Source organism: Kribbella sp. NPDC048837, assembly GCF_055586945.1.
The window spans coordinates 57,849-72,055 of the sequence record NZ_JBVJHF010000002.1 but is presented as its reverse complement, the minus strand read 5'-3'; the positions used below and the strand labels follow the sequence as shown (position 1 = coordinate 72,055).

The following is a 14,207-nucleotide window of genomic DNA, read 5'->3' as shown; positions in this document are numbered from 1 at the left end:
CGGGGGTGGTGAGACGCTTTGGGGGTGGACAGGGATGGTTTCTGGGGACTGGTCGAGGATGCGCGTGGTGGGGTGGACGACACCGTCGCGGATCCGGATGGGGTTGCGGACGCGCTGACCAAGGGGCTGGGCGGGCTGGAGGCCGCGGAGATCGCGGGGTTCGGGGTCGAGCTCGCGCGGTTGCAGGTCGAGTCCTACCGGTGGGACCTGTGGGCGGCGGCGTACCTGATCAACTCGGGGGCCTCGGAGGATGGGTTCGACTCGTTCCGGGGCTGGCTGATCGCGCAGGGACGGGAGGTGTGGGAGGCCGCGCTGGCCGAGCCGGACTCGCTCGCGGACGTGGTCGACGAGGACCGGCCGGAGGGCTTCGAGGGGTTCGACGGCGAAGGCCTGCTGCACGTCGGCAGTCATGCGTACAAGAACCTGACCGGCGACGAGGCGGCGTACTGGAAGGCCGTCGAGGCGGAGTCCCCGGACACCCCGGCGCTGCCGGCCGGTAAGGAGATCGACTTCGACGACGAGGACGAGCTGGAGACGCACCTGCCCCGGCTGGCCGCGCTCTACCTGGAAACCTAGGCCGGCTCGCCGCTGAGGCGCTCGATGGCGGCGCGGAGCCGGCGGCGCCAGCTGGGCTGACCCGCGTCCTCGTCGGCCGCGGCCAGGCTGACCAGGTGCTGCGCCATCTCGAACCCCTCCGCCGCCGGTTCCAGGTCGGTGAGCGGTACGGCGGTCTGCGGCTCGTCGTGGTCGAACTCGAGCTCGATCCGCCGGCTGGTCCACCCGAACCCGTCCGGCACCAGCAGCTCGGGCACCAGCGCCTCATGGCTGAGCGACGTGAGCTCCCGGTCCCCGTTCCCGATGCTGAAGATCGTCGTACCGCGCCGTCGTACGTCGCTGATCCGCTCGAGCAACGTCTCCGCCGGATTCTCCTCGGCCACCACCAGCAGCGACTCACCTCGGCCCGCGTCCCGCAGCCGGTCCAGTCCGATCGCCAGGTGCGGCGGTGCGTCCGGTGGTGGCGCCCAGCGGACCAGCGACGGGCGGATGTCCTCGATCCCGGCCCGGTGCAGTTCGTCGTCCAAGTGCGCGGTCAGATGCCACGGCTCGTCGTCGGCCGGCCCGAACAGCATCAGTCCGCCGTTGCGAGTGGTGAACCGCCGCAGTGAGTGCGCGAACTCTGTCGTCCGGCTACCCAGCTCGGTGCCGGTCAGCATCTCGCGGAGGAGCGAGGCCCTGGTCAGATCCACGGCTCCAACCTAAGGGGCAGCGCGACCTCAGCCCAACCGGTCAGCCTTGGATTGCAGGTAGTTGCGCTCCGGGACACTCGTCGTACGGCGTGCCGCCAGCAGGAAGCTCTCGCGCGCGGCGGCCTTCTCACCGGACATCTCCAGCAGGTGCGCACGGACCGCCTCCAGCCGGTGGTGGCCGGTCATGCGGTCGTCGGAGTCGAGTGGCTCGAGGACGGCGAGCCCCTCCTTCGGACCGACCGCCATAGCGACTGCCACCGCGTGGTTGAGCTTCACCATCGGGTTGTCGACCAGCTGCTCGAGTACGTCGAACAGCGCGACGATCTGCCGCCAGTCCGTGTCCTCGGCCCGCTCCGCGGTGTCATGCACCGCGGCGATCGCGGCCTGCACCTGGTACGGCCCCAGCTGCGTCCGGGACAGCGCATCCGTCACCAGCGCTTCGCCCTCGACGATCGCGGCCTTGCTCCACAGTGAGCGGTCCTGATCCGCCAACGGGACCAGTGCGCCGTCCGCACCGGTCCGAGCCGGCCGACGCGCGTCGGTGAGCAGCATGAGGGCCAGTAGCCCGGCCACCTCGCCATCGTCCGGCAGCAGCTTGCGCACGCCCCGCACCAGCCGGATCGCCTCGGTGGTGAGCTCCGCGCTGTGCAACGACGTACCCGACGAGGCGGTGTAGCCCTCGTTGAAGATCAGGTAGAGGACGTGCAGTACGGCGCCCATCCGCTCGTCCCGCTCCGCCTCGGGCGGCAGCTCGAACGTACTGCCCGCCTGTTTGATACTGCGCTTCGCCCGGCTGATCCGCTGCGCCATGGTTGCCTCCGGCACCAAGAACGCGGCGGCGATCTGCGCCGTGGTGAGACCGCCGACCGCACGCAGCGTCAGCGCGATCTGCGAGGCCGGCGACAACGCCGGGTGGCAGCACAGGAACAGCAGAGTCAGCGTGTCGTCCCGGCCGCCCGGATCGTCGATCTCCGGGCCCGAGGCAACGAACTCCTCCGGTGCGGCGAGCTGGGCCGCGTTCTCCTCGCGCCGCCGCCGGGCCGACTCGCTGCGCAGCAGATCGGTCAGCCGGCGCGACCCGACCCGGATCAGCCAACCACGTGGGTTGTCCGGCACCCCCTCGGCCGGCCATTGCTGCGCGGCCGCGAGCAGCGCCTCCTGAACCGCCTCTTCGGCCAGGTCGAAGTGCCCGTAGTGCCGGACCAGCGCACTCAGGACCTGCGGCGCCTGCTCGCGGAGCAGCAGCTCGAAGCTCGGCGGCTCGACGTCGCTCACATCTCCAGCCCGGACGTGTCCATCACCGGTCGCACCTCCACCGCGACGTACTCCGCATCCGGCATCCGGGCGGCGTACCCGATCGCCTGGTCGATGTCGTCGCACTCAACCAGGTAGAACCCGGCCAAGTGTTCCTTGGCCTCAGCGTAGGGTCCGTCCGTGGTCGTCGTGGTGTCGTCACGCACCTGCACGGTCCGAGTGGTGATGGGGTCCGCCAGCCCGGCCGCACTGACCAGAAGGCCCTGCTCGGTCAGCTCACGCGACAGTGACTCGTGCGCCCGGGCCAGACCCTCGCGTTGCTCGGCGGACAGGCTCGCCCAGCTCTCGGCGTTGCTGTAGATCAGCAGCATGTACTTCACAGGCACCATCCTGTCCCTCGCGGAGGTCGCTGTGACCCCCTCTCACCCGGTACGTCGAAACACCGGTGCCCGACTTCGACAACGCCGGATGTCGAAGTAGGCGCGGCCGGCCCGACGTCTCCACCGGATGACGCCCAGCCGGGGTGTCCGCGCCGTACTGGAGATGTCAGATGGTTTCCGAATCGAAGCGCTGGTTCGCACTGGCGCTGCTCTGCCTGACCGGGTTCATGATCATTCTGGACGCGTCGATCGTGCTGGTCGCCGTCCCGTCGATAGAGCGTGAGCTGACCTTCTCGACCGGTGGGGTGCAGTGGGTGCCCAGCGGCTACGCGCTGATGTTCGGCGGCCTGCTGCTGCTCGGCGGGCGCATCTCCGACCTGCTCGGCCGGCGGCGGGTGTTCATCACCGGACTGCTGCTGTTCGCCGGGTCCTCGCTGCTCTGCGGGTTCGCGTGGAGCGGTGACGCGTTGGTCCTCGCGCGAGGGCTGCAGGGCGCGGCCGCCGCCGTACTGGCGCCGAGTGCGCTGTCGATCGTGATGACCACGTTCCCCGCGGGTCCGGACCGCAACAAGGCGCTCGGGATCTGGGGAGCGACCAGTGGGGTCGGCGGTACGGCGGGATCCCTCGTCGGAGGGCCTGTCACCGACGGACTCGGCTGGCAGTGGATCTTCTTCATCAACGTGCCGGTCTGCCTGCTGGTCGTCGTACTCGCTCCCGCACTGCTGATGGACAGCCGTGGACCGGGCCGACGCGGGTTCGACGTGGCCGGTGCGGTCACAGTGACCGCTGCGCTCATCGCGCTCGTGTACGCCGTCATCGAGGCACCGGAGTCGCCCGTCGGGCGGACTCTGGTGCTGGTGCTGTTGTCGGCGGCACTCTTCGGACTGTTCGTGCTCGTGGAGAACAGATCGGCCGCACCGCTCGTACCACTCCGGATCTTCCGCTCCCGGGCGCTTGTCGGAGGCAACCTCATCACGATCGCCTGGGGGATGTCGGCGTTCGGACTGAACTTCATCTACACGCAGTACGCCCAACTGGCCTTGGGCGTGTCCGCGGTCCGCTACGGCCTGATGTCCGCCGTACTCGCGGCCGCGGCGGTGGTCGGGTCCATGGTCGGCCAGCACCTCGTCACGCGCGTGGGCACGCGCCGGGTGGCGTTCGTCTCACTCTTGCTCGCGGGCGTCGGCACTACCGCAATGGCTCGGCTGACTGTGGACTCCGGGTACTTCGAGCTCGCCTTCTGGGGTCTGACGATCTTCGGCGCCGGACTGGGCGCCGGCACGGTCGCCGGGTCCATCGCCTCCCTCAGCGACGTGTCCGGCGCGGACTCCGGCGTCGCCTCCGGACTGCAGAACGCCAGCTTCCAGATCGGTGGCGCAGTAGGCATCGCAGCCCTCTCCGCAGTAGCCACGGCCAGTACGACGGGCGCCACGCCGACCGCTCTGACCCACGGCTACCGGATCGCGTTCGTGGCGGTGTGGTTCTTCCTCGCGGTCGGTCTCGCCGGATGCGGACTTCTGCTCGGACGCAAGGGTTCGGTGCAGCACCAGCTGGAGGCGGTGGCGCCCTGACTTCAAACGCTCGTTGGACGTTTGCCGTCGCGACGGCGTAGGGCACTGGACCCTCGTGGCCGCCACCTTTTCGCCGGCGGCCCTCGAGAAGGAGGCTTCATGATCATCCTCGGTGTGATCCTGCTGATTTTGGGGTTCTTGCTGAGTGTTCCGATCCTGTGGACGATCGGGATCATCCTGGTCGTCATCGGAGCGGTGCTGTTCCTGCTCGGATCGGCCGGCCGGGCCGTCGGCGGACGCAGACACTGGTACTGATCCGTCAGGTCATCCGGAACCCCGCGGGCCCTTGCGGCCGCGGGGTTCTGTCCGTGCGGGTCGCTACGGTGTGCCCATGAAGTACGTCGTGATGATCTTCCGCAGCATCGATCGCACCTGGACCGACGAGGACCAGCAGGCGCTCGGCCGACTCATGCGGCTCGAGAGCGAGCTCGCCGCGAGCGGCGAGCTGGTCAGTTCGGAAGGGCTGCTTCCACCGGAGGAGGGCCGGATCGTGCAGATCCGCGAAGGTGCGCAAGTGGTCACCGACGGGCCGTTCGGCGAGGCTAAGGAGCAGCTCGCCGGCTTCTTCCTGATCGACGTGCCGGAGGACGAGCAGGCCCAGGCGATCGCGGCCCGGGTCTCGGCCGCGGCCGGCGACCGCGTCGAGCTCCGCGGCACGCTGATCTCAGCCTGAGTGCCAGGGGAACGTGGCTGAGCGCTTCTCGGTGAACGCCGCGATCCCCTCCGCCAGCTCACCACTCGCGATGGTCTCGCGATAGCGCCGTACCGCCTGGGCGTCGGCATCCTCGCCGGCCGGCAAGGCGTTCACGGTCTCCTTGGCCGAGCGGATCGTCAGCTGTGATCGCGACACCATCGTCGCCGCGAAGGCCGCCGCCTCGGTGTCCGGATCGTCGACGACCCGATCCACCAGGCCTTTCAGCTCGGCCTGTTCGGCGGTCAGCAGCTCACCGCTGAAGAGCAGGTACTTCGTCGTCGCCGGACCGACCAGATCGAGCAGCACCTTGATCGCGGCCGGCGGATAGACCACGCCGATCCGGGCCGGCGTCACCCCGAACGTCGCGTCCCGCGCGGCGATCCGGAAGTCGCAGTTCACCGCGATCTCCAGCCCGCCGCCGATGCAGTGTCCGCGCACCACCGCGATCGTCGGCTTCGGGAACTCCCGCAGCGCGGTCTGGGCCCGGAGGTTGAACGCCCGCAGCTCCGCCATCGGATCGGCGGGATCCTCCCCCGAGATCAGCTCACGGATGTCCGCTCCGGCGGAGAAGCTCGGCCCGGCACCGGTGACGAGCAGCACCTTCACCGCGTCGTCGGCCGCCAGCTCCGCGAGCAGCCCGGGCAGGGCCTCCCACATCGCACGGGTCAGCGCGTTCCGCTTCTCGACCCGATCGATCACCAGCCGGGCCACCGCCCCGCCCTCGATCCGGAATCCCAAGTCATCCACCTGGGCAGTCAACCAGCCGGCCACCCCTCCGCGCCGCCGACTGGATCACATCCGGACCTACGCGGCGCGCTTGACCCGGGACTTCGCGCGGGCCATCCGGAACAGGTAGCCCGGCGTCGGCGGGACCCAGCCGAGCTGCTTGGCCTGGCCGAGATCGTCGCGGTTGGCCCAGTGGTCGACGACCTTGCCGTCCTGCAGCCGGAACCAGTGCGACTGGGTGATGGCGAAGGTCTTGCCGGTCGGCGGGAAGACGGTGTCCACCGCGCCGGCCGGCGTGTAGACCGCGAACGGCGCCACGTGCCGCCCGCTCATCGTCGAGTTGATCGCCACCAAGTTGCCATCGGCAACCACATGGTGGATCTCGTAGGCCAGCCCCTCGAACGCGGTCCGCAGCCAGAGCGCGGTCGCGTGGTAGCCGGCCGGTCCACCGATCCGGCAGTCCGGCGGCTCGACCTGGTCCTCCCGGTTCACCGCGTCCGGGTGGATCAGCGCGTCGAAGTCGGCCCGGTCGCCGTCGGCCATGATCCGGATCGCGCGGACGGCGAGCTCACTCGCCGACACGCCAGCGGTGGTGTCCATGGTTCCCCCTGGAATTCGATACAGTTAGGCTGTACTCAAAAGCATGGGATCAGTGAATGGCAGAAGTCAAGAGGCAGTACGACGCCACCGGCCGGCGCGAGCGGGCCCGGCAACGGCGGCGGGACGTGGTGGTCGCGGCGCAGGAGCTGTTCGAGGCCGACGGTTTCCAGGCGACCACGATCAGTGCGGTCGCGCGCCGCGCCGGCGTCTCGGCCGAGAGCATCTACAAGGGGTTCGGCACCAAGGCCGCGCTGGCCAAGGCCGTGTTCGACTTCGTCATCGTCGGCGACGACGAGCCGGTCCCGATGGCGGAGCGCCCCGAGAGCCGGGCGATCCAGCAGGAGCCCGACGTACGCCGGAAGATCCAGTTGTACGTCGACGGCTTCGTCCACCGGCAGCAGCGGTCCGCGCGGGTGCAGATCCTGATCCGGGACGGCCGGCACAACGACGAGACCCTGCGCGAGACCTGGCAGACCCTGCTGGACGAGCGGCTGACCGGGATGACGATGTTCGGCCGGCACCTGCTCGAGACGGGCGAGCTGCGGCCCGGGATCACGCTCGAGGAAGTCGCCGACGTGCTGTGGACGTACATCTCGGTCGAGCTCTACGAGCTCCTCGTCCTGCTCCGCGGCTGGACCCCGGAGCGGTACGCCGCCCTGGTCGCGAGCGCGCTCACCGATGCCCTGATCCGACCAAGCGTTTGATCTCGGACCGGTCACATCCGAATAGCGGGCAGATCACGACTGGGACCCCGCTGTGGATGTTCGTAATGCGTTAAGACTCGGGGCCGATTCGAACCCGCGTGGCGATGTGTGCTTGACTCCTCCGGTCGATAACGTTTTGGTCTCGGCAGATTGGGTTCCATAAGTGACTGCAGGACGGCATAGACAGGCGCGGCACCGTCAACCGCGCCCCCAGGTGATCCGGCCAGGTGTCGTGAAGGTGGCGATTCCCGGCGCGGCAGTGGCCCTGGTGGTCACCGGTTCGGCGGCCGCTTTCCCCGACCAGCACGTCAAGTTCGACACCTCGATCGCCAGCTCGTCCCTGCAGCTGTCGCGCGAGACCCAGGTCAGCCGGGACGCTCTGCGCCCGCCGTTGGACGTCGCTCCCAGCCAGGCTCCGGCGGCCAAGCCGAAGACCACTCCCTCGGCCAAGCACCTGAAGAAGCAGGCGCCGATCCCGACGCCGACCCCCACCAAGACCCGCGCGGCCGCCAGCGCGACGCCGCCGAAGGCGGTGGGGACGAAGTACACCACCACCGACGTGAACCTCTGGTCCCTCCCGATCACCGGCGTGCTGCTGGACGTGCTGCCGAAGGGCACCAAGGTCTCGGTCACCGGCAAGATCGACGGCATCTGGGCCGAGGTCGTCAGCGACAACAAGTCCCGCTGGGTGAAGGCGGCGTACCTGTCGGCCACCAAGCCGGTCGCGAGCACCGCGGGCACCATCTCCCAGGCGGCCTGCAAGTCCGGCTCCTCGGTCGAGGACGGCCTGACCCAGGACGCGATCCGGGTCCACCGCGCGATCTGCGCCAAGTTCCCGGACATCACGTCGTACGGCGGTCTGCGGTCCGGTGACAGCGGCTCGGAGCACTCCAGCGGGCACGCGCTGGACATCATGGTCAGCGGTTCGGAGGGCCAGGAGGTCGCGGACTGGCTGCACGCGAACTACAAGAAGCTCGGCGTCAGCCAGCTGATCTGGCAGCAGCACATCTGGACCGTCCAGCGCAGCAGCGAAGGCTGGCGCGCGATGGAGGACCGCGGGAGCACGACCGCGAATCACTACGACCACGTGCACGTGACCGTCTACGGGAACTCCGGCACGGTCTGAGCGCTACCCGAGACGCCCTGAGCGATCCGGTCCCCTGCCCTCCTGGGGACCGGGTCGCTTGTCAGGGGCGGATGTTGGCGTTCAGGTGGAAGAAGTTCGCCGGGTCGTAGGCGCGCTTGACCTCACGCAGCCGCTGCAGGTCCCTGGCGTCGTACGCCGAGTCCGCGCGGCCCAGGTCACCGAGGAAGTTCACGAAGGTGCGGCCGGAGTCCGGCAGGACGCCGTGCATCTCCCGGTCCACGATCAGCGAGTACGACGCTCCGCGGTGACCGACCGGACCGGCGCCGGGACCCGGGTGGGCCATCGCACCGCCCCAGTGCCGGATCTCCACGGTCGGCGCGTCCTCGTCGTCGAAGCCGGTGACCACGTCGATCACCTCGTCGGTCAGGGTGTCGAGGAAGTCGAGGTGCCGGGCGGGCGTGCCGCCCATCGCGGCGTCGGCGTACTCGATCGTCGTCAGCTCGCCGGCCAGCCGGGGACCGGCGACCTCGAACAGTGGCTTCAGCAGGTGCTCGGCCAACTCCGCGGCACCGGCGTACATGACCTTGATCGCGACGGCGCGCTGCTCGGTGCCGGGGACACGGGTGAGGACGACGGCGGTGCTCAGCTCGTTGGGGATGGTGGTGGTCCAGTCGCGGTAGCGGCGCAGGATCGCGGCCGCGCGGTCGATGCCGTAGTACACGATGCCGGCGTGGACGGTGCGGACCGGGTACAGCCGGAACTCGAGCGAGGTGACGATGCCGAAGTTGCCGGTGCCGCCGCGGATCGCCCAGAACAGGTCCGGATGGTGCTCGGCGCTCGCCGTGTCAGCCCGGCCGTCCGCGGTGACGACCTCGGCACGGACCACGCTGTCGGCCGCGAACCCGTACCTGCGGGCCAGCCAGCCCACTCCGCCGCCGAGTGTGTAGCCGGTGACGCCGACGTCGCGGTGTGAGCCGGACAGCGGCGCCAGCCCGAACTGCCCGGCCGCGTCCAGCACCGCACCCCAGCGCGCGCCCGGCGCGACCTTGGCGATCCGGCGCTCCGGGTCGATCAGCACCGACGTCATCGGCGTGGTCTTCAGCAGGATCCCGCCGTCGGCCGGCACGCGGGTCCCGTGACCCGTGGCCTGCACCGCCAGCGGTACGCCGTACTCGCGTGCCGTCCGCACCGCCGCCTGGACGTCGGACCGGGTGGCGGCCTCGGCGACCACCAGCGGCCGGGAGTCGAGCGTGGGGATGAGGGACTTGCGCTGTACGTCGTACTCCGCCTCACCGGGCTGCCGGATGGCGCCGTTGAACCCGGCACCCAGCAACCCCGCCACCACGTCGCTCGCGACCGGTGCAACCGTCTGCGTCGTCATCCTGCCCCACTCCCTCGCCGTATCCGCTTCTGCCAATACGTCGAAGTGCGGCCCGGGTAATCGACACGCCCCGGCAAACTTTCTGCATGACCCACACCGTCGAGCTCGACGACGCCGTCCTCACCAAGCGCTACGCGTCGTGGTCACGCGCCGAGCCGGACCGCGAATGGGCGACCCTCGAACTGCTGGCCGTCGAGGCCCCTGGGCTGGCCCCGACCCCCTTGACGGCGGGCCCGGATCCACAACCGTGGTTGAAGATGACCGTCCTCCCCGGCCAACCGCTCAGCGGCTTGCTCGGGGTTGAGCAGCTCCTCGCGCTCGGCGACGCGCTCGCCGTGCTGTGGTCGATCGACCCCCACGACCTACCCGCGATCGACATCCACGCACTGATCGACCGGACCCTTGGATCGCTCACCATCCTGCGTACGGGCGCCGGGGTGATCGCCGATGCCGCATCAGCCGCCGGCGACTGGCTCGACGGCGCTGGCTCATGGGAACCACATCACCCGGTCGTCGCGCACGGTGATCCCAACCTCGCCAACTACCTTTGGGACGGTACCCGCGTGCGGATCGTCGACTTCGAGGACGCGGGACGTGGTGACCTCGCCCTCGAGCTGGCCAACCTCGTCGAGCACCTGTCCGGCCGCGAGACCGACTGGAGTCCCGTCGTACGCCGCTTCGCCGTCGATCCGGACCGTTTCCACGCGGCGCGCTGTCTGTGGGCGTCGTTCTGGCTCACACTGATCGGCCCCGGCGGACCGAGCGCAGACCGGAACCCGCCCGGGACGGCGGAGGCGCAGGCACGGCGGGTGCTGGGGTTGGTCAGGCCGACAGCGGGAGCTCCTTGAGCCGGTCGATGTCCGCGAGGATGTCGATCTGGGTGATCTTGCCGTCCACGACCGTGACCCCCATGACGCCCATCAGGCGGCCGTTGACGACGGTGATCGTCCCCGGCTCGCCGTTGACCGTCGCGAGCTCGGTGTACGGCGCCATCCGGGTGAAGAGCAGCGCCTGCTCGACCACCGCCCGGGCACCACGGACCAGCTTCGACACCGCGGGACCGGCGAACTCCGCGCTCGCCGCGCCAGCGTCGGCACGCAGTACGACGTCCGGATCGAGCAGCGCGAGCAACGCCTCGAAGTCACCACCGCGGGACGCGGCCATGAACGCTTCCACCACGGCCCGCTGCCGCCCGGTGTCACCATCACTCCGCGGCGCACCCTGCACCCGCCGCCGCGCCCGGCTGGCCAGCTGCCGCGTCGCAGCCGGCGTCTTGTCCACGATCGTCGCGATCTCGTCGAAGCTGACCCCGAACATGTCGTGCAGGACGAACGCCAGCCGCTCCGCCGGCGCCAGCGTCTCCAGCACGACGAGCAGCGCCAGACCGACCGCATCCGCCTGTAGCGCCTCGTCCTCCGGCCCGAGGCCACCGTCCTCGCGGCTGATGATCGGATCCGGGACGAACGTCTCCAGCGAGTCCTCCCGCCGCGACTTCCGGCTGCGCAGCATGTCCAGACACACCCGTGAGACCACAGTGGTCAGCCAGCCGGCCAGATTGCCGACTTCGCTCACGTCGGACCGGCTCAGCCGCAACCACGCCTCCTGGACGGCGTCCTCGGCCTCGGCCAGCGACCCGAGCATCCGGTACGCGACCGCACGCAGCTGCCCGCGATGCTGCTCGAACTGCCGCGCGAGCTGGTCGTGGTCGTCCACTGATGCCTCCATCACTTCCCTGACGGATCGGAGCACCATGATGTGACAGCGCCGCACCATCGCCCATGATGGGGTCATGCCTGCGACCCGCGGTGACATGGTGTTCGAGGACGACTTCGAAGCGTCGTCGCTCGACCGGTCCGCGTGGTCGCCGCACTATCTGCCGCACTGGAGCTCCCGTGCGGCGTCGGCTGCGACGTACCGGCTGGATGACTCCTGCCTCACGCTCAGCATCCCGCCGGAGCAGGGACTCTGGTGCGAGGGCGACCACAAACCGGACCTGCGGGTGTCCGGGATCCAGTCCGGCAACTACTCCGGTCCAGTGGGCAGCACGATCGGGCAGCAGCCGTATCGGGAGGGTCTCGTCGTCCGCGAGGCGCAGCAGGAGTTCTGGGGCTGGACTCCGAACGGCGGGTACGTCGAACTCCACGCACGGGCCGACATCAGTCCCCGCTCGATGGTGTCGCTGTGGATGGTCGGACTGGAGGAGCAGCCGGAGCAGTGCGGCGAGATCTGCGTGATGGAGGTCTTCGGCGACGCGATCGTTCCCGGTCAGTCCACGGCTGTCGGCATGGGCCTGAAGACCATCCGTGACCCGTCTGTCCCGCAGGACTTCGAGGCGGTGAAGCTCCCGCTGGACCTGGCCGACTTCCACACCTACTCCGTCCAGTGGGCTTCCGGCGAGGCCACGTTCTTCGTCGACGGCGCCCCGATCCGGAGTTGCTCGGGCGCGCCGACGTACCCCCTGCAGTTGATGCTCGCCGTCTTCGACTTCCCCGATGGGAGTGCCGGCGACCATGTGCCCACCTTCACCGTCGACTCCATCCGTGGATGGAACATTGCGGAGCAACTGGTCGCCTGACTAAGGTCATCGGTATGTTCCTGCGCGCGGGTCAGTGGTGGGCCGTCGACTAGACGGCCGCTTCCGCGCGTAACCACCCGGCCGTCTCCTGCGAGGCGGCCGTTGTGATGTCTCCTCGTAGGCGGCCCCGCACCCTCGAGGATTGCCGATGGCAACAACTCTCCGGACCTGGTCCGGGCTGATCTCCGCGCTCCTGGCCGGCTCCGACCTGACCGCGGCGGACACCGGCTGGGCGATGGACCAGCTCGTGCTGGGCGCCGCGTCACCGGCCCAGATCTCGGGTTTCCTGATCGCCCTGCGGGCCAAGGGCGAAACCGCCGACGAGCTGAACGGACTGGCTTCGGTACTGCGTTCGCACGCCACGCCGGTGCAGATCGACGGTCCGTTCGTGGACATCGTCGGCACGGGCGGCGACCGTACCGGTGCGGTGAACGTCTCCACCATGGCCGCGGTCGTGGCGGCGTCCACCGGAGTCACCGTGGTCAAGCACGGTGGCCGGGCCGCGTCCTCGTCCGCGGGCGGCTCTGCCGATCTGGTCGAGCATCTCGGCGTACCACTCGACCTGTCCGCGGCAGACGCCGCGAGGGTGGCTGCGGACGTCGGCCTCACCTATCTGTTCGCGCCACGCTTCAACCCGGCCTTGCACCAGGTCGCGGTGGTACGCCGCGAGCTGGCGGTCCCCACCGCCTTCAACGTGCTGGCACCGTTGCTCAACCCCGCCGACCCTCGGTGTCAGCTGGTCGGCGTTGCCAACCCCCGGATGCTCCCCGTGCTGGCCCATGCGCTCGCCCAGCAAGGGAAATCGGCTCTCGTGGCTCGAGGGGACGATGGCCTCGACAAGCTCACCACCACCGGGCTCTCTCGGCTGTGGGTGGTGTCGGGCGGCTCCGCTCGCGAGACCGTCTTCGACCCGCGCGCACTGGGACTGCGCCCGTCCTCACTGGCTGAGCTGCGAGGCGGGGACGCCGCGTTCAACGCCCGCCTGCTCCGCGGTCTGGTCGACGGTGAGCACGGGCCGGTGCGGGACGTCGTACTGCTGAACGCCGCGGCCGCCCTGGCCACACTGGACCTCGAGAACGGCCTGCTGCTCGAAGACCTGGCGGACTGTCTGGAGCGGTGCCGGCAAGCTGTGGACGATGGCAAAGCCGCGGAGACCCTGGAGCGCTGGGCCAATCACTCGTTAGCGTGCAGGTGATGCGAGAGCTACTGGAAGCCGCACGAGCCGGTGACGAGCACGCCTTTGGCCAACTGGTCGAGCCATGGCGTGGTGAGTTGCATGCTCACTGCTACCGAATGCTCGAACGGCGTGGGCGCCGGGAGCTGGAAGCGCTGGAACCCTTTCCGGCGGAGAGGATGGAGTGGACTGAGCAGCTGACTCCAGAGGCCCGTGTGTTGGCGCTGGAATCGGTGGAGCTGGCGTTTGTCGCATCGCTGCAGCATTTGTCCGCGCTCCAACGGGCAGTGCTGCTGTTGCGCGACGTACTGGCGTTTGCTGCTCGTGAAGTCGCCGAACTGCTGGATACGTCGGTTGCCGCGGTCAACAGTGCGCTGCAACGCGCGCGTGCCGTGGTGAGCTCAGTGCCGAGTCAGCAGGCCACGCTGCGGGAGCTGGGCGAGCCCGCTGAGCGTGAGCTGGTACGCCGGTACATGGCCGCCTGGGAAGCGGGTGACGTCGACGCGATCGTGGCGATGCTGGCCGAGGACGCGCGGTACTCGATGCCGCCGCTGCCGGAGTGGTTCTCGGGCCGCGCGGCGATCAGGGACTTCCTGGTCGGGGGGCCGCTGCGGGAGGAGTGGCGCTTCCGGCCGGCGCGGGCGAACGGTCAGCTCGCGTTCGGGACGTACCTCTGGGACGGCTCGCGATTCGTGCCCGGTGGACTCGATGTGGTCGTGCTGCGCGGGTCGGAGATCGCGGAGGTGGTCTCGTTCCTGGAGGCGGACTTCCCGTCCTTCGGGCTGCCGTCATCGCTGCCGCGATGAGTTTCGGT

17 protein-coding genes are annotated in these 14,207 nt (G+C 69.5%); 10 read left to right on the top strand and 7 right to left on the bottom strand.

The genetic code is table 11. The annotated features are described in order from the left end of the window. Positions 1–24 precede the first annotated feature (24 nt). On the top strand, positions 25–576 hold the full coding sequence (locus ACZ6O0_RS08285) for a DUF4240 domain-containing protein (RefSeq protein ID WP_465764158.1): 552 nt from the start codon (positions 25–27) through the stop codon (positions 574–576). On the opposite strand, the gene ACZ6O0_RS08280 is transcribed toward ACZ6O0_RS08285, so the two are convergent. Genes ACZ6O0_RS08280 through ACZ6O0_RS08270 form a run of 3 tightly spaced genes read right to left on the bottom strand, consistent with a single transcriptional unit; the run spans position 573 to position 2,872 of the window. Continuing rightward, the gene (locus ACZ6O0_RS08280; protein ID WP_465764157.1) at positions 573–1,247 is read right to left on the bottom strand and encodes a hypothetical protein; all 675 of its coding nucleotides are present in this window, start codon (positions 1,245–1,247) and stop codon (positions 573–575) included. The genes ACZ6O0_RS08285 and ACZ6O0_RS08280 overlap by 4 nt on opposite strands. Positions 1,248–1,274: 27 nt before the next feature. Continuing rightward, positions 1,275–2,522 (bottom strand): RNA polymerase sigma factor, encoded by a 1,248-nt coding sequence (locus tag ACZ6O0_RS08275; RefSeq protein WP_465764156.1) that lies wholly within the window; start codon positions 2,520–2,522, stop codon positions 1,275–1,277. Continuing rightward, positions 2,519–2,872, bottom strand: a complete 354-nt coding sequence (locus ACZ6O0_RS08270; protein WP_465765569.1) for a YciI family protein — start codon at positions 2,870–2,872, stop codon at positions 2,519–2,521. The genes ACZ6O0_RS08275 and ACZ6O0_RS08270 overlap by 4 nt, the downstream gene beginning before the upstream one ends. A 179-nt stretch (positions 2,873–3,051) precedes the next feature. Here ACZ6O0_RS08270 and ACZ6O0_RS08265 point away from each other — a divergent pair, with 179 nt between their 5' ends. From ACZ6O0_RS08265 to ACZ6O0_RS08255, 3 genes are all read left to right on the top strand, one after another. Next, positions 3,052–4,452, top strand: a complete 1,401-nt coding sequence (locus tag ACZ6O0_RS08265; protein WP_465764155.1) for an MFS transporter — start codon at positions 3,052–3,054, stop codon at positions 4,450–4,452. A gap of 99 nt (positions 4,453–4,551) precedes the next feature. After that, positions 4,552–4,707 (top strand): DUF6131 family protein, encoded by a 156-nt coding sequence (locus ACZ6O0_RS08260; protein ID WP_465681055.1) that lies wholly within the window; start codon positions 4,552–4,554, stop codon positions 4,705–4,707. A 76-nt stretch (positions 4,708–4,783) separates the two neighbouring features. Further along, positions 4,784–5,125: a YciI family protein gene (locus ACZ6O0_RS08255; protein ID WP_465764154.1), complete on the top strand. Its 342-nt coding sequence runs from the start codon at positions 4,784–4,786 to the stop codon at positions 5,123–5,125. On the opposite strand, the gene ACZ6O0_RS08250 is transcribed toward ACZ6O0_RS08255, so the two are convergent. Both ACZ6O0_RS08250 and ACZ6O0_RS08245 read right to left on the bottom strand, forming a co-directional pair. Further along, entirely contained in the window at positions 5,117–5,893 is a 777-nt protein-coding gene (locus ACZ6O0_RS08250) for an enoyl-CoA hydratase/isomerase family protein (RefSeq protein WP_465764153.1), read from the bottom strand. The two genes, ACZ6O0_RS08255 and ACZ6O0_RS08250, sit on opposite strands and share 9 nt — an antisense overlap. 57 nt (positions 5,894–5,950) lie before the next feature. After that, positions 5,951–6,472 (bottom strand): ester cyclase, encoded by a 522-nt coding sequence (locus tag ACZ6O0_RS08245; RefSeq protein WP_465764152.1) that lies wholly within the window; start codon positions 6,470–6,472, stop codon positions 5,951–5,953. Between the two features lie 56 nt (positions 6,473–6,528). On the opposite strand from ACZ6O0_RS08245, the gene ACZ6O0_RS08240 reads away from it, so the two are divergent. Both ACZ6O0_RS08240 and ACZ6O0_RS08235 read left to right on the top strand, forming a co-directional pair. Further along, entirely contained in the window at positions 6,529–7,176 is a 648-nt protein-coding gene (locus ACZ6O0_RS08240; protein ID WP_465764151.1) for a TetR/AcrR family transcriptional regulator, read from the top strand. Between the two features lie 232 nt (positions 7,177–7,408). Next, a complete protein-coding gene (locus ACZ6O0_RS08235) occupies positions 7,409–8,302 on the top strand; it encodes a VldE C-terminal domain-containing protein (RefSeq protein ID WP_465764150.1) in 894 nt (297 codons plus the stop codon). Positions 8,303–8,363: 61 nt separating this feature from the next. Here ACZ6O0_RS08235 and ACZ6O0_RS08230 read toward each other — a convergent pair whose 3' ends face one another. Beyond that, entirely contained in the window at positions 8,364–9,644 is a 1,281-nt protein-coding gene (locus ACZ6O0_RS08230; RefSeq protein WP_465764149.1) for an FAD-binding oxidoreductase, read from the bottom strand. A gap of 86 nt (positions 9,645–9,730) precedes the next feature. On the opposite strand from ACZ6O0_RS08230, the gene ACZ6O0_RS08225 reads away from it, so the two are divergent. Beyond that, positions 9,731–10,492, top strand: coding sequence for a phosphotransferase family protein (locus tag ACZ6O0_RS08225; protein ID WP_465764148.1), 762 nt, complete (start codon positions 9,731–9,733; stop codon positions 10,490–10,492). Here ACZ6O0_RS08225 and sigJ read toward each other — a convergent pair. After that, positions 10,467–11,357: an RNA polymerase sigma factor SigJ gene (gene sigJ, locus ACZ6O0_RS08220; RefSeq protein ID WP_465764147.1), complete on the bottom strand. Its 891-nt coding sequence runs from the start codon at positions 11,355–11,357 to the stop codon at positions 10,467–10,469. The genes ACZ6O0_RS08225 and sigJ overlap by 26 nt on opposite strands. A gap of 76 nt (positions 11,358–11,433) precedes the next feature. On the opposite strand from sigJ, the gene ACZ6O0_RS08215 reads away from it, so the two are divergent. From ACZ6O0_RS08215 to ACZ6O0_RS08205, 3 genes are all read left to right on the top strand, one after another. After that, entirely contained in the window at positions 11,434–12,219 is a 786-nt protein-coding gene (locus ACZ6O0_RS08215; protein ID WP_465764146.1) for a glycoside hydrolase family 16 protein, read from the top strand. A gap of 148 nt (positions 12,220–12,367) precedes the next feature. Beyond that, positions 12,368–13,414 (top strand): anthranilate phosphoribosyltransferase, encoded by a 1,047-nt coding sequence (gene trpD, locus ACZ6O0_RS08210; RefSeq protein ID WP_465764145.1) that lies wholly within the window; start codon positions 12,368–12,370, stop codon positions 13,412–13,414. Continuing rightward, positions 13,414–14,199 (top strand): RNA polymerase subunit sigma-70, encoded by a 786-nt coding sequence (locus tag ACZ6O0_RS08205; protein ID WP_465764144.1) that lies wholly within the window; start codon positions 13,414–13,416, stop codon positions 14,197–14,199. Before trpD ends, ACZ6O0_RS08205 begins: the two co-directional genes overlap by 1 nt. Positions 14,200–14,207: the final 8 nt, after the last annotated feature.